Below are 15,016 nucleotides of genomic sequence, written 5' to 3' on the forward strand. Positions count from 1 at the left end.
CATTTATATAGTTCTGAAATTATCATTACAGATTTCCCGGGCAAAATTTATGAAGTAATTGAATCGGGGCCTGTTCAAGCAAATTGGCTATCGGTCAATCAAGCGAATATTAGTACCCGAAATTTTCCGATAAGCCCGGAGGCATTGCGCAAAAAATTAAAATTGAAAGACGGAGGTGCCTTTACGCTCTTTGGGATACAAAATTCAAGTCAAAAAAATGAGTTGATTCTCACCAAAAAAATTACCTTTGCTGATTGAAATTAACACATCAACACATTTCATCATGATGAAAAGTATATTATTCGGTCTATTATGCACCTTGGCGACGAGCACAATGTACGCGCAAGTTTTTTCGGGTTTAGAGGAAATTGATAAAGCGAAAAAAGAAGGTTTTTATACGTATGTCAATTCAGAAGAAAAATACGTGATCGAAGCTTGGAAGAAATACTTAAAACAAGCGGGATCAGTAGAAAATGGCCGCAATGGCGGTACGCTAAACGTATATTCAGCTAAAATTAAGGAAATATCAGATAAGCCAGTAAGCTTATTGTCGAAGGTATCTGAGGAGAAAAATAAGACCAAATTGTTTGTTTCAATCAGTACTGGCCCAGATGCCTACATTCAAACAGGGCATGAATCATTTAGAGAAGCGAGTAATTGGGTAGAGGAGTTTGTTCGACTCATCAACTTAGAGGAGGATGTGCGTATGGAGGAGAAAAAATTAAATGAATTAATCACCAATAAATCAAAACAGCAGAAACTTGCGGATCGTTTTGTTCGCGAATTAGACTCAAATAAGCGTCAAAATGAACTCTTGACAAAGAAATTAGAGGAAGCGAAAGTAGAGAAAGAAAAGATTTTAGCTAACCAAGAACAAAACAGATTGGATTTGAAATCCAATGAAGATGCGATCTTATTGCAAGCACAAAAGCTGGAAACGGCTAAACAAAAAATCAAATGAGAGTAGTAAAAATTTGGCTTTTGGCCGGAATCTTTTGCCTATTCAACTGCAATTTTGGCATGGTTGAATATACCGCCTTACATCCCCAAGTAGAGAAAACAGTGCAGGTAGACAGTACCCAAAAGCCGCTTGTTTATGCGCCAAACAAAGAAGTTTCAGTCGTAAGTGAAACGAATAAACCGACAGAAAAATCGGATATTTCTATTTCACTTGTCATTTGGTCAGGCATCAAATACTTGACAGCTATGTTGCTCAAAATAATTACTTCGGTTATATAATGCCTTCATTTCGAGTTCGAACACGGGTTAATGCCCCAATGCAAGACGTTTGGACTCAGTTCGATGCGGATTTATTAAAAAAGCTATCGCCTCCATTTCCGCAGGTTCGGATTGTACGCTTTGATGGGTGCCAGACAGGAGATATCGTCACGCTGGAATTAAACCTAGTTTTAGCTAAGCCCTTATGGACGTCTAAAATCACCGATTCAGTTCAAAATGAACAAGCATGTTACTTTGTCGACGAAGGAGTCGAAATGCCTTTGGGACTTACAGCGTGGCGCCATGAGCATCGCATCGAAAAAAGAGATGAAAAATCCGCATATATTGTAGACAAAATTTCCTTCAGAACGAAGAATTGGCTTTTAGATTATCTTTTACTTCCTTTGTTTTGGGGAATGATTGTGTATCGAATTCCTTTTTATAAAATGTACTTAAACCAACAAACTAGCATATGAAATTAACATTGACTCAAAAAATCATTCTTGGATTTGTCTTAGGTCTAGCGTTGGGTGAATATTTTTATTTAAGTCTTAGCCCGGAAGTAGCTCATCAATGGGCGGGATATGTACAAGTAGTTTCTAAGATTTTCTTACGATTGATCAAAATGATTGTAGGTCCATTAGTATTCTGCACCTTGGTCGTTGGCATTGCTAAACTTGGCGACTTCAAGGCCGTAGGCCGTATTGGAATTAAAACAATTGGTTACTTTTATTTTGCAACAATTTTATCTTTGGTGACTGGATTGGTGGTCGTGAATATAACCAAACCAGGAAGTTTACAGAGTTGGCCCAAACCCGCAGCTGGTACTGAAACGGGTATTGATGCAAGTAAAACTAAATCCCTTGAAGACTTTATTTTACACATTTTCCCAGATAGTTTTTTCAAAGCATTGGCTGAAAATGAAATTCTTCAAATCGTTATTTTCTCCTTATTTTTTGGTGTGGCGTTAGGCTCTATTGGAGAAACCGGAAAAAAATTGATACATGTAATTGAGAACTTAGCTGAGGTTGTCTTTAAAATGGTGAATTACGTCATGGAGGTTGCTCCTTATGCCGTTTTTGCTGCGATGACGACGGTGGTTGCGAATAAAGGTTTGAGTATTTTAATTAGTTACGGTTACCTCATGATTTGCTTTATGGGTGGACTACTCTTTTTTACCGTGGTCATTTTATGGATCATTGCTGCTGTGAATGGAATTAATTACTGGAAGCTACTGAAAGAGTTAAAAGAGGCCTTATTGATTTCTTTTTCAACAGCCAGTTCGGAGGCTTCGTTTCCGCAAACGATTGCTGCCTTGGAAAAGTTTGGTTGTAGCCGGAGAATTGTAGGTTTTGTTTTACCGCTGGGATATAGCTTCAATTTAGATGGATCGATGTTGTATATGACATTTGCCACGGGATTTATTGCGCAGGCTTATGGGGTTCATTTAAGTTTAGAACAACAAATCACTATGTTATTGACCCTGATGATTACATCCAAAGGCATTGCGGGAGTTCCGCGTGCGTCCTTGGTTATCATCGCGGGAACTTTGACCATGTTTAATTTACCGGCGGAGGGAATTGCATTATTGCTTGGTGTAGATCCATTCTTGGATATGGGCCGCACGGTGACATCTGTGGCTGGAAATGGTGTAGCAACTTGTGTCGTATCGAAGTGGGAAGGGGAATTCAACCCAACTACGTAATTGACTTAAAAGTTAATTGGACAGCTTTGCGTGCAGGAAATAAGGCGGCTAATCCCGTAATTAGAATCACGACCAAAGCTGTCCAGAAAAAATCCCAGAATTCCATTTTAATTGGATAAGCATCGATTAATGCATTTGGAATGCCTAACGAAATGATGCCAAATTGTTGTTGGATCGTCGCCATCACATAGCCCAAAAGCATTCCAAACGCCGCTCCTGAAAAACTAATTAACGCGCCCACCCACAAAAATGCCCGAAAAACTTGTTGGCGAGAAACCCCCATTGCCATAAGCGTAAATAAATCTTTCCGCTTTTCAATGACCAAAAGTGAAAGTGCATAGAAAAGCGTAAATGAGGCGATTCCCATGACGAAAGCCATAATTAAAAAGACAAATAGCTTCTCAATCTTGATGGCTTTCAGGAGAATGGCATGTTGTTCATCGCGTGTTTGAATCGTAAATTTAGGCCCAAGAATTGGTTGAATCTGATTTTTAATAACCTGGTCGTCTGTAGTGGCGGCAAGCATAATTTCATAGGCAGATCGGTTGCCAGGTTGGCCCACTAATTCTTCCATCCAGTCTAAGGGCACGATAACGGTTTGATTATCAAAATTTAGTTCAACCTCGAGCACTCCAGCGGGAAAAAAGAAATTCCGACGAATGGTATTTTCATTTAGTGCGGCGCGTTTCAATTGCGTGTGATTCGGATACCATGCTTCGATGGGATCGAATACATTCTCAAAACTCATCCCCATGGCCAAGAAAACTCCGATGCCCACGAGGGCAAATGGGTGTTCGCCCGATTCAACAAAATAATCACCCTCTACCACCTGTTTCTTCAGTCGGCCTGCTGCCAAATACGAGGCATCCACCCCTTTCATCCGTACAACTAATTGCTTTTGATCGTAACGAATTAGGCCTTGGTCTTCTAAAATGGGATTGACAAATTTAATGCCGGATATTTTTTTTAACGCGCCCACTTGACTAGGAGAAAGCTGAAACCGATCGCCTTGTTTATGGACAATTTTAAGATCTGCATCAAAAGAATTAAACAATCCCTTTTGGAAATCTTCGAGGCCATTAAACACAGAAAGAATTAAAACGAGCGCCATGACTTCCACGCCTACGCTAATCATGGCAATACGTGAAATTAAGGAAATAAAGCTCGCCTTACTTTTTGAAAAAAAATACCTTTTTGCAATAAATAAGGAAAAATTCACGGGTCAACACATTAAAGTTCTTCGGAAGGAATTCCGTCAGAAGGAGGAATAACAAGACCTTCAAATAAGGCTTCAATTTTTGCTGCATAGGCAGCGGTATCATCTAAATAAAAAGCTAAATGAGGGATAATTCGTGCCTGTTTCCGAATTCGGATCGCTAATGCGTTTCGAATCGCTTTGTTGCGCACATCCAATTCATCCATGATTTGGTCCACATCATCAGCCAATAGAAAGCTTAAATAACAACGGGCGGCAGAAAGATCTGGACTCATTTTTACATCTGTGATGGTAACCATCGCTTTGCCAAAAATCTCTTTGAATTCCTTTTGAAAAATATCACTTAAATCCTTCTGGATTTGTCTTCCAAACTTTTGCTGACGCTTACTTTCCATAATTGCTCCGATTCGTTTTCTACTCAAAAATCCAACAAATTTCAGAATAATAATTGGAATCACCGTAATTTAGCAAATTCAAAATGCGATAATGTTCCAATTTCTCAAATCAAACGCTTCGATTACCCTGTTCCTACTGGTGGGCTTTTGGGCTATTGCTACCTTTGCGTTTGTACAAGCCGGTATTTCACCACTTGTTTGGGAATTAAAATATTACCTGTTAGGCCAGAAATTAAATGAAGGCTTTCGGATGTACCAAGACATTCGTGATAATTCTGGGCCATTAACAGCAGGATTTTTTCAATTGATTGAATTTTTAAACTTCCCAATTTCTTGGAATGCATACTGGGCAACAGGCATCATACTATTTCAAGCGATTGTATTCCAGCGTACGATTAATCGCTATGAATTAATGGCCCCACTCGGGAATATGCCATTTTTCATGTACATGTTATTTTTACATATTTCACTCGACTTTTGGGTACCTAGTGCCGCGCTACTTGGATTAACATTTTTAATTCTTGCTTGGCGTGAGATTATACGCCAACAAAGCACACTGCAAGTAGAAGATCGCGTATTTTTAATTGGTTTATTTATTGGGGCTGCAGGGTTATGCTATCCAACTTACTATTTGTTTATATTCTGGGGCTTCCTTAGTTTATTATTTTATTCGGGAATTAACCTTCGCCAAATGCTATTGGTAGTAGTCGGTTTTCTTATTGTCAATGGCATCACAGCACTTTTGTATACGTATAACGGCAACTTAAGTTACCTGGTAGATGTATTCCAAAAATCGGCTTTGGTGTTTCATACTCCAGCGTGGGCGGACATAAAGCACATTGCTTCTACCTATGTACCAGCATTAATTTTGGGATTTTATGGTTTATGGACGGTGATCCAACGGCCCAAAATTAAATCGAACGGGCAAAAGGCCCAGCAAACCAATTTCATTTGGATCATCATTAGTTTTTTTGCGGCATTCACCTTACCTGCAAATTATAGCCACAATTTCCTGTTTATCTTGCCGGCATTGGCCTATTTTACGCTTAACTTATTCTTTCTACTCAAACGGTATTGGATTCAAGAACTGATTTTAATTGCCATTATGGGAAGTGTATGGTTCAGCTGGCAATCTGAATGGAAAAACAGTTCTTATAACCGAGTTCAAGCAGGTAAGCTTCCGATCAAAAATGAACGCTTGATGGTCTTGGGAGGGCAAATTGATGAATATCAAACGAATCAAATGTCAGGTCCATTTGTTAATTGGGAACTTTCGAATGATTTATTTCTGGAGATGAATACCTACCAAACGGTCGTTAAATTGCAGCGTTATTTGGAGATGGATTCGCCTACGTATATTTACGATCCAGCTGGAAATTTTCCTCGCATGCGCTTTTACCTACCCTATTTAAAGGATAAATACGTTGAAGTACAAAAGCATTTGTATAAACGAAAGAATTAAATGCAGCCGATTTTATTGACACGACCTGCGTGACGCCCTCCTTCAAATTCGGTATCGATAAACATTTGAAGACAAGCTTTCGCCTCGTCCAAAGTAATAAATCGAACAGGTAAACAGATTACATTAGCGTCATTGTGCTGACGCACTAATTGGGCAACCTCTACATTCCATGCTAATCCCGCACGAATCCCCTGATGTTTATTGGCCGTTATCGCCACCCCATTTGCACTTCCGCACAACAATAATCCCCAAGAAACTTCGCCTGACTCAACGGCATTTGCCACAGGATGCGCAAAATCGGGGTAATCCACTGAATCCGCAGAATAAGTGCCGCAATCTTTAATCGCAAAACCCTGGTCTTTTAAAAAATCAATTAATTGATCTTTGTAGTCAAAACCAGCATGATCACCGCCTACAGCAAAGGATTTAGATAAAGTCATAAAATGAATGGGTATAAATTTTGACAAAGGTCGGGGATATCAATTACATTTGCACGGAACAAACCGATTAAATTATGACTGACAATTGGCAAGAGGAAGAAGATCGAATCAAAAAGGTATTTGGGGACAAGACCTGGTCTGAAATTAAATCAGAAGAGTCCTGGCGAATCTTTAAAATCATGAGTGAATTTGTGCAAGGTATTGATCGTTTATCAAAAATCGGTCCTTGCGTTTCCATATTCGGTTCCGCGAGAACCTCCCCCGAAGACAAATATTACCAGTTGGCCGAGCAAATTGCCGCCAAACTTGTCCGTCACGGCTACGGTGTCATTACAGGTGGTGGCCCCGGAATCATGGAAGCGGGAAACAAAGGTGCATCCAGCGAAAATGGTCGATCAGTAGGCTTAAACATCGAATTACCATTTGAGCAGACGCCTAATCCCTATATTGATGCGGATAAAAATATGAATTTCGATTTCTTCTTTGTCCGCAAAGTGATGTTTGTCAAATACTCCCAAGGTTTCATTATCATGCCAGGGGGATTTGGTACACTCGATGAAATGTTCGAATCACTAACCCTAATTCAAACGCACAAAATAGGCCGTTTCCCTGTAGTGCTCGTGGGCTCTGACTATTGGACCGGGCTTTTGGACTGGATGAAAAAAACGATGGTTGGCCACGGAAACATCCATGCCGAAGACCTCGAACTTTTTGCGGTGGTAGACACCCCTGCTGAAGCCGTCAAAATCATTGATGATTTCTATGCCAAATACCTATTAAAACCAAACTTCTAGGCCTTTGAGAAGAATTTCATAATGTCGGCAAGTGGTAACGCATTCAGGGTTAGGCTTTTTAATAATCCACCTTTGCGCCCTACGCGAACACCATATTCCATATCTTTCAGACCATCAATTTTATGCGCATCTGGATTAATGGAAACAAAGACTCCTTTGTCCATCGCGGCATAGATATAACGCCAGTCTAAATCCAATCGATAGGGGCTTGCATTCAATTCAATGCTCACACCATTAGCTTTGCAAGCGTCCAAAATCTTCATGGTATCAATGGGATAACCAGCACGCGTTAATAATAATCTACCGGTCGGATGACCCAAAATCGAGGTATATGGATTTTCAATCGCTTTCAATAAACGATCCATCGCACGATCTTTATCCATAACCAATTGCGCATGTACCGAGGCAACCACATAATCGAAACTCGCCAAAATACGCGGATTATAATCCAAACTTCCATCTGGTAAAATATCTGCCTCAATCCCTTTTAAAATTTTAAAATCGGCCCACTGCGCATTCAACGCATCTATTTCGGCATGCTGGCGCTGTACATCCTCTTCCTTCAACCCACCCGCATAGGCCGCATATTGCGAATGATCCGCGATACCGAAGTAGTGTAATCCCATCGCCTTACAAGCTTCAGCCATCTCTAAAAGGCTGTTTTTCCCGTCCGAGTACGTAGAATGATTATGCACACAACCCTTTAAATCACTCATTTCAATAAGATCATTCGGGGAAAACTTTTCGCTCCAAGCAAATTCTTGCAAGCCCTCCCGCATGGCAGGAAGGATGAATGGTAAGTTTTGGCTGCTATATACTTCCTCAGGTGATCCAATATTTTTCAATTTGAAAAAATTGACTTGACCGAGGTGTTCGGGGTGTGCCGACCACTGATAGACTATCATGTCAAATTGCGATGCATCCGTAAAATGAATTTCGATGGGGATTAAATGACCGGTAAAATGGCCACGCCAGGTAAACGGAGAGGACTGTTGGTGATCCGTCTGAAATCCTTCAATCGCTTCAATCAAAAACTGACTTCCAAAAATATCGTCTGTTTGGGCAACAAAAACTAATGCGTTGACAACTTCACAATCACGAGCTAATTCACCAGAAATGGCAATTTTACTAAATTTAGGTGCAAGTAAACCCATTAATTCATCGCTGAGCTTTTCCGCTTTATTGATCCGCAATTTCTTGCGATTCTCCTGTAGAAAAAGAATGTAGGTGCGGATATTTTCGGTCACCGACTTCCCAAATCCTTTTACTTGCTCGAGTTGGCCTGATTCACAGGCGGCTAATAAATCGTCTAATTCGGTGATTCCGAGTTCTTTCCAAACAAGGCCCACTTTCTTTGGCCCCATACCTTTGACTTTAAGGAGATCTACAATTCCGGGAGGGCTTTGTTCGATCATCGCCTCCAAATCAGGGCAAGTTCCTGTTTGCGCTATATCACGAACTAGTTGACTGACCACCTTCCCAACGCCCGGAATCGCAACTAATTTGTCTTCTGAGAGATTGGTTATTCGACCTGGAAATTTATCTAATCCACGTGCAGCAAAACTCAAGTTTTTACTCTTGAATTCATTGATACCGTGCACATCCCATAATTTGACGAGTAGTTCTAGTGCGTCAACAATCTGTTCATTCTCCATCAGCAAACAAAGTCATTTGTTGGTTTACCCCCTCAAAACCCTCATGGGTCAATAACCATTCTTTTCGCCACAACTCCCCGGCATAACCCACCATGGAACCATCGGAACCGATGACCCGGTGACACGGGATACGCAATAAGAGTGGATTTTGGCTATTTGCTCTTCCAACTGCCTGAGCGGCGTTCGGTTGGCCTATTAACTGTGCAATTTCTTGATAGCTTCGCGCCTCTCCTGCGGGAATCATACGCAAGGCTAACCATACTTTTTCTTGAAAATCTGTCCCCAAATACCTAGCGATCGGGCTTTCCCACCGGTGCTCCGGATTTTGAAAATAGGATTGTAAGTCGGCCTGAATCATTTCTTCCATCCCTAGATCATCCGTATGATTATCCCCTTTCGTGCTCACAAAGCGTACACTATGCAGACCAGATTCAGCATATTCAACACGTATGATGCCAATCGGACTCTCAAAATAAAGGAAATTCAATAAAACCATGAGGCAAAAATACAATCAAAATCTGTCGAAAATGGTAAATTTCTACTATTAAAAAGTATATTTTGGGAAAAGTTTTAAAAAATCAGAAATTCGATTCCGATAATCAAAAATTAAGTTTTAAATTATTTCATTATCAAGCATTTACACGATTTTTAGCCTATGAATTTTTCATTTAACAACTACGATACGGAGGGATTTTTCGATGAAATGTTCACTCCAGAGGGTCAAGTTCGAGCCGGTTATTCACATTTTAAGAATCGAGTTGAACAATTAACGCAAGAAGAATTTACAAGACGACAGCAATCTGCAGAACGAGCGCTCATGGCGATGGGGATCACGTTTAATGTTTACTCAGAAAATGAGGGAACGGAGCGAATTATGCCGGTAGATATTATACCGCGGATCGTGGAAGCCAAGGAATGGGAAAAGATTGAAAAGGGGCTTATTCAACGCATTACCGCATTAAATTTATTCTTAAATGATATTTATTCGGATCAAAAAATCATCAAGGATGGGGTAATTCCTGCGGAGGTGATCGAGTCATCTAAAGACTTTTTAAGACCTTGCATAGGCATTAAACCGGCTAAAAATATTTACATACACATTACAGGAACAGATTTAATCCGTGGTGCAGATGGGGAATACATGATTTTGGAAGATAATTTGCGTTGTCCATCAGGTGTATCTTACATGATGGAAAATCGGGAGTTATTGAAGCAAACATTTCCGGAAGTCGTAGCCAAAACACAGATTCGACCGATATCGGATTATCCGCACAAATTACTTGAGATGCTGCGATTTATCAGCGATCGACCGGAGCCAACGGTGGTGGTTTTGACGCCTGGAATTTACAATTCAGCTTATTTTGAGCATTCGTATTTGGCCCAACAAATGGGTGTGGAATTAGTAGACTCCCGCGATTTAGTTGTGCATGAGGGCTATGTCAAAATGCGGACAACGAAAGGATTTAAGATTGTGGACGTGATATACCGTCGGATCGATGATACATTTTTAGATCCTTTGGCATTTAATCCAGATTCAATGATCGGAATTCCAGGAATTTTTGAGGTCTATAAAAATGGTAAAGTGGCGATTGCCAATGCCCCAGGAACGGGTGTGGCTGATGATAAGGTGATTTACGCCTACGTACCGCGGATCATCAAATACTATTTGAACGAGGAGCCCATCATTAAAAATGTCAAAACCTACATTTGCTCAGAAGAAGATGACCGCAACTATGTATTGGCCAATATTGAAAAACTGGTTGTCAAAGAAGCCAATGAAGCAGGTGGCTATGGTATGTTGATTGGACCTAAATCCACGAGAGAAGAACAAGAAAAATTCAAAGCCTTGATTTTGAGTAATCCACGAAATTACATTGCCCAACCGACCATCTCGTTATCCCGCGTACCTTGTTTGATCGATGATCATGCCGAAGGGCGGCACGTAGACTTGCGGCCTTACATCCTTTATGGTGATGGGGTAAAGGTAATGCCAGGTGGATTAACGCGTGTGGCTCTCCGCAAAGATTCGCTGGTAGTTAACTCCTCACAGGGTGGTGGTTCGAAAGATACGTGGGTGCTTTATTGAAGTAAGAGGTAAGAAGTAAGAGGTAAGAGATAAATAATTAGTATAAAATCAACTCTCACCTCTTACTTCTCACCTCTTAATTCTCCTGTCCTCTAAGCAAATCCTCCATCGTCTCACGCCTGCGTACAAGACGAGCAACTCCGCCATCCACTAACACCTCAGCTGGCAAAAAACGTGAATTATAATGCGAAGCCATCGTAAAACCATACGCTCCGGCATTGGCCATGGCGATGATATCCCCCTCTTTAACCTCATTCAATAAGCGCTCATCTTGCTTACCCTTGATATCAAATGAAAAGGTATCCGTTTCACAGATATAACCTGTTACCCTATATGATTCTTGTTTCGACGTATCTTGGTTTGATGCATTAAAAATATAGTGATACGAACCGTACATCATCGGACGAATCAAGTGATTCAAACCGGAATTAATTCCCACAAAAGTTTTCACTGGATCGCGTTTTACAACATTGGTTTCAGACAAAAAAGTACCTGATTCACTCACCAAAAACTTGCCCGGTTCTACCCAAAGGCGTAATTGCCGACCGTATTTTTGGCAGAAAGTATGAAAGGCGTTGCTCATGATGAGGCCAACTTCCTGCATATTCACACCTGGATCTTCCGGTGAATACGGAACTTTGAATCCGCCACCTAAATCAATTATTTGCAAATCCTTGAAGTCATACGCAAAATCAAAAAGCGCTGAAGCAGCCTGCTCGAACGTTTTTCCATCCTTAATATCCGATCCGGTATGTTGGTGCAACCCAATCACCTGCATCTTATACTTCGCAACAATCGCTAAAATCTCAGCCTTTTGATGAATTGAAATTCCAAATTTTGATTCCGGATGCGCCGTCATAATCTTCTCATTTCCTCCACCAAAAACGTGTGGCTTAATGCGAATTAAACAAGGTTGAGACGAACCATACATCGCACCAAACTTTTCTAAAACCGACAAATTATCCAAATTGACAATAGCTCCCTTTGAAACCGCATATTCGATCTCTGAAAAATGAACCCCAGATGGCGTAAATGTAATCGAAGAACCCGCATAACCCGCAATCAATCCCATCTCCAATTCTTGTGGTGAAACCACATCCATATCCACCCCATTTTCACGCATCAAGCGTAAAATAGACAAATTCGTATTCGCCTTAACAGCGTATTTAATCGTCAAGTCAATTCCCTCAAAAGCCGCTCTTAAAACCGAGATTTTTTCCCTAATTTTGTCGGCATCGTAGACATACAAAGGCGTACCAAATTCTTTGGCCAAATCTGTTAACGGAATGTTCTGAATTGAATAATAAGCCATAGGGAAAATTTAAGCCACAAAGATACTAATCTAACAAATATGAAAAGCATATTTATCGCCTTATTACTGCTTGCGCCCTTGTTCCTTTCCGCTCAGATAAAAAGTGGCCCTATGCTTGGGTACGCTGACATGAAAGAGGTGCTTATTTGGGTGCAAACCAAACAAGCTGCGACCGTACATATTCAATACCATGAAATAGGCGATCAATTAATCCATAAAACGGATCCAATCCGTACTGAAAAAGCGACAGCCTACATTGCACGCATCATCGCCGATGAAGTTTCCATGGGGAAAAAATATGCCTATGAAGTCTGGGTAAACAATAAAAAAGTGTCCTTCGATTATCCACTCGAGTTTCAAACACAGGAACTTTGGCAATACCGTAAAGATCCACCGGCGTTTTCATTCATTTTTGGTACCTGTAATTATGTGAACGAGGAAGCGACAGATCGTCCAGGCCGACCGTACGGTGGGGCGGATGAAATTTATGCCACGATGCATGCGCAGAAACCTGATTTCATGTTGTGGGGCGGTGATAATTTATACTACCGAGAACCAGATTATACCCGTACGGGAATGATCCATCGTAACGACCACACGCGCGGTGCCAAATCCCTTCAACCATTATTAGCCAATGTTCATCATTACGCGATTTGGGATGATCACGATTATGGCCCAAATGATTCAGATCGCTCATTTCCTCTAAAACACACCTCCCTGGAAATGTTTAAAATGTATTGGGGCAATCCGAACCTTATCTTCCCCAATGAAGGCATCACAGGGAAATTTCAGTGGGCCGACGTTGAATTCTTTTTGATGGATGATCGCTGGAATAAAGCACCAAATGACTTAAATGACCCAAATAAAGACTATTGGGGTCAAAAACAAATGAATTGGCTAGTAGACGCATTACTTACATCTAGAGCTAGTTTCAAAGTGATTGTCAATGGTGGCCAGGTGGTAAGTCCTGCCAAAGTATTCGAAAATATGGCCAATTATGAGGGAGAGCGAAATCAATTGTTTAAAGAATTGAAGAATCGCAACATCCCAGGCGTCCTATTTTTAACAGGCGACCGACACATTTCTGACCTAAATAAATTGGAGCGTCCAGGCACTTATCCATTATATGATTTGACCGTTTCGCCGATGACGGCAGGAAAGGCAGATGCGGTAAAATTAGATTACAATGAAACCTTAGTTGAAGGAACACTCGTTCAAGAACGCGCATTCTCTAAAATTGAAGTAACGGGACCGTTAAAAGATCGTACATTAAACATCACTTTGTACAATGTCAAAGGGGATGTTTTATGGACAAAAGCAATTAAATCCACTGAACTAAAATAACATGGAAGTAGTACTAAACCGATTAGATCAAGATTTTCATTTTGAGGCCACAGGCTCCTCACCCATTTCGGTACACATCGATGCAGCGGAGGGAATTGGCGGGCATAACGCAGGTGCTCGTCCGATGGAACTTATATTGATGGGACTAGGTGGTTGCACCGCTATCGATGTCATTCTGATCTTAAAAAAGCAACGTCAGGTGGTCGATGATTTCCAAATTCGCGTACAAGGTGATCGTGAGAAAATCGAAGGAACAGAGATGATGCCATTTAGAAAAATCAATATCCAATTTGAATTGCAGGGTGAGATAGATGGTAATAAAGCTGTAAGAGCAATTCAAATGTCCATGGATAAATACTGCTCCGCAACAGCGCAGTTGGCACCAAGCGCTACAATCACCCATTCATTACTTTTAAACGGACTTAAATTCGAAGCCTAATGCAAGCATATTTAGATTTATTAACCCATATCAAACAAAACGGAACCTTCAAATCCGACCGTACGGGAACGGGTACAACCAGTGTTTTTGGTTACCAGATGCGCTTTAATTTGGCTGAAGGCTTCCCACTCGTAACCACAAAAAAAACACATTTAAAATCCATCATTCACGAATTACTTTGGTTCTTAAAAGGAGAAACAAATATTGCTTACCTAAAAGAACACAGCGTTCGTATTTGGGATGAATGGGCAGACGAGAATGGTGATTTAGGCCCAGTCTACGGAAAGCAATGGCGCTCTTGGGAAGGCGCTGATGGCCAAGTAATTGACCAAATAAAAGAAGTGATTCACACGCTAAAAACGAATCCGGATTCACGCCGCATTATCGTGAGTGCGTGGAATGTGGCCGAATTACCTAAAATGGCGCTGATGCCGTGCCATGCTTTTTTTCAGTTTTATGTGGCTGATGGCAAACTTTCGTGTCAGTTATACCAGCGATCGGCAGATGTATTCTTAGGTGTTCCCTTCAACATTGCCTCATATGCATTATTGACGATGATGGTTGCTCAGGTATGTGAGTTGGGTCTAGGCGATTTCGTTTGGACCGGTGGCGACACACATCTATACAGCAATCACATGGAACAGGTGGAAACACAATTGACCCGCAGCCCACGTCCATTACCCACCATGCACCTTAACCCAGCCAAAAAAGATATTCTTGATTTCGTATTTGAAGACTTCACATTGGAAGGCTACGATCCACATCCGGGGATTAAAGCGCCAGTAGCTGTTTAGACGCTGGCAATATGGTAGAGACGCGATACTTGAACTGCACCCAAAAAGTTGGACAACTTATTGGGTGTTTTTTTATGTCAAGAAAAATCAAGTACTCCTACGATCTCAAGCTTTCAAGTGTTAAAGCATTTATTGACGATCATCAGCCAGCACGGG

General features: G+C 41.0%; 16 protein-coding genes and 1 pseudogene. 11 read left to right on the top strand and 6 right to left on the bottom strand.

Annotated elements, in window-relative coordinates; translation table 11 throughout:
* From ACIQ6T_RS10315 to ACIQ6T_RS10335, 5 genes and pseudogenes are all read left to right on the top strand, one after another.
* A pseudogene (locus ACIQ6T_RS10315) lies at window positions 1–258 on the top strand (hypothetical protein); the annotation flags it as partial.
* A gap of 25 nt (window positions 259–283) precedes the next feature.
* Window positions 284–961: a hypothetical protein gene (locus ACIQ6T_RS10320; protein ID WP_395786085.1), complete on the top strand. Its 678-nt coding sequence runs from the start codon at window positions 284–286 to the stop codon at window positions 959–961.
* Window positions 958–1,239: a hypothetical protein gene (locus ACIQ6T_RS10325; protein WP_395786087.1), complete on the top strand. Its 282-nt coding sequence runs from the start codon at window positions 958–960 to the stop codon at window positions 1,237–1,239. The genes ACIQ6T_RS10320 and ACIQ6T_RS10325 overlap by 4 nt, the downstream gene beginning before the upstream one ends.
* Window positions 1,239–1,694, top strand: a complete 456-nt coding sequence (locus ACIQ6T_RS10330) for a hypothetical protein (RefSeq protein ID WP_395786089.1) — start codon at window positions 1,239–1,241, stop codon at window positions 1,692–1,694. The genes ACIQ6T_RS10325 and ACIQ6T_RS10330 overlap by 1 nt, the downstream gene beginning before the upstream one ends.
* On the top strand, window positions 1,691–2,923 hold the full coding sequence (locus ACIQ6T_RS10335; protein WP_395786091.1) for a dicarboxylate/amino acid:cation symporter: 1,233 nt from the start codon (window positions 1,691–1,693) through the stop codon (window positions 2,921–2,923). The genes ACIQ6T_RS10330 and ACIQ6T_RS10335 overlap by 4 nt, the downstream gene beginning before the upstream one ends.
* Here ACIQ6T_RS10335 and ACIQ6T_RS10340 read toward each other — a convergent pair.
* On the bottom strand, window positions 2,916–4,058 hold the full coding sequence (locus ACIQ6T_RS10340; protein WP_395786093.1) for an ABC transporter permease: 1,143 nt from the start codon (window positions 4,056–4,058) through the stop codon (window positions 2,916–2,918). The genes ACIQ6T_RS10335 and ACIQ6T_RS10340 overlap by 8 nt on opposite strands.
* Window positions 4,059–4,153: 95 nt before the next feature.
* The gene (rbfA, locus tag ACIQ6T_RS10345) at window positions 4,154–4,597 is read right to left on the bottom strand and encodes a 30S ribosome-binding factor RbfA (RefSeq protein WP_395786095.1); all 444 of its coding nucleotides are present in this window, start codon (window positions 4,595–4,597) and stop codon (window positions 4,154–4,156) included.
* A gap of 28 nt (window positions 4,598–4,625) precedes the next feature.
* Here rbfA and ACIQ6T_RS10350 point away from each other — a divergent pair, with 28 nt between their 5' ends.
* Entirely contained in the window at window positions 4,626–5,996 is a 1,371-nt protein-coding gene (locus ACIQ6T_RS10350; RefSeq protein ID WP_395786097.1) for a DUF6427 family protein, read from the top strand.
* Here the strand turns inward: ACIQ6T_RS10350 and rpiB are convergent.
* Window positions 5,993–6,436, bottom strand: coding sequence for a ribose 5-phosphate isomerase B (gene rpiB / locus ACIQ6T_RS10355; RefSeq protein ID WP_395786099.1), 444 nt, complete (start codon window positions 6,434–6,436; stop codon window positions 5,993–5,995). The two genes, ACIQ6T_RS10350 and rpiB, sit on opposite strands and share 4 nt — an antisense overlap.
* Before the next feature lie 74 nt (window positions 6,437–6,510).
* Between rpiB and ACIQ6T_RS10360 the strand changes: the two genes are divergently transcribed.
* Window positions 6,511–7,230, top strand: coding sequence for a TIGR00730 family Rossman fold protein (locus ACIQ6T_RS10360; protein WP_395786101.1), 720 nt, complete (start codon window positions 6,511–6,513; stop codon window positions 7,228–7,230).
* On the opposite strand, the gene ACIQ6T_RS10365 is transcribed toward ACIQ6T_RS10360, so the two are convergent.
* Window positions 7,227–8,885 (bottom strand): PHP domain-containing protein, encoded by a 1,659-nt coding sequence (locus ACIQ6T_RS10365; RefSeq protein WP_395786103.1) that lies wholly within the window; start codon window positions 8,883–8,885, stop codon window positions 7,227–7,229. The two genes, ACIQ6T_RS10360 and ACIQ6T_RS10365, sit on opposite strands and share 4 nt — an antisense overlap.
* The gene (locus ACIQ6T_RS10370; RefSeq protein WP_395786105.1) at window positions 8,875–9,381 is read right to left on the bottom strand and encodes a methylated-DNA--[protein]-cysteine S-methyltransferase; all 507 of its coding nucleotides are present in this window, start codon (window positions 9,379–9,381) and stop codon (window positions 8,875–8,877) included. The genes ACIQ6T_RS10365 and ACIQ6T_RS10370 overlap by 11 nt, the downstream gene beginning before the upstream one ends.
* Window positions 9,382–9,540: 159 nt before the next feature.
* Here ACIQ6T_RS10370 and ACIQ6T_RS10375 point away from each other — a divergent pair, with 159 nt between their 5' ends.
* Complete coding sequence (locus tag ACIQ6T_RS10375) at window positions 9,541–10,971, top strand: circularly permuted type 2 ATP-grasp protein (RefSeq protein WP_395786107.1); 1,431 nt, start codon at window positions 9,541–9,543, stop codon at window positions 10,969–10,971.
* Between the two features lie 76 nt (window positions 10,972–11,047).
* Here ACIQ6T_RS10375 and lysA read toward each other — a convergent pair whose 3' ends face one another.
* Window positions 11,048–12,283 carry a diaminopimelate decarboxylase gene (lysA, locus tag ACIQ6T_RS10380; protein ID WP_395786109.1) on the bottom strand — a complete coding sequence of 412 codons (1,236 nt, stop codon included), beginning with the start codon at window positions 12,281–12,283 and terminating at the stop codon, window positions 11,048–11,050.
* Between the two features lie 39 nt (window positions 12,284–12,322).
* On the opposite strand from lysA, the gene ACIQ6T_RS10385 reads away from it, so the two are divergent.
* From ACIQ6T_RS10385 to ACIQ6T_RS10395, 3 genes are read left to right on the top strand one after another with little or no spacing between them, the layout of a single operon-like run.
* On the top strand, window positions 12,323–13,627 hold the full coding sequence (locus ACIQ6T_RS10385; RefSeq protein ID WP_395786111.1) for an alkaline phosphatase D family protein: 1,305 nt from the start codon (window positions 12,323–12,325) through the stop codon (window positions 13,625–13,627).
* A 1-nt stretch (window position 13,628) separates the two neighbouring features.
* Entirely contained in the window at window positions 13,629–14,066 is a 438-nt protein-coding gene (locus ACIQ6T_RS10390) for an OsmC family protein (RefSeq protein ID WP_395786113.1), read from the top strand.
* Window positions 14,066–14,860 (top strand): thymidylate synthase, encoded by a 795-nt coding sequence (locus tag ACIQ6T_RS10395; RefSeq protein WP_395786115.1) that lies wholly within the window; start codon window positions 14,066–14,068, stop codon window positions 14,858–14,860. The genes ACIQ6T_RS10390 and ACIQ6T_RS10395 overlap by 1 nt, the downstream gene beginning before the upstream one ends.
* Window positions 14,861–15,016: the final 156 nt, after the last annotated feature.

Origin of the sequence: Aquirufa sp. (assembly GCF_044377215.1) — a bacterium.
Taxonomy (GTDB): Bacteria; Bacteroidota; Bacteroidia; order Cytophagales; family Spirosomataceae; genus Aquirufa.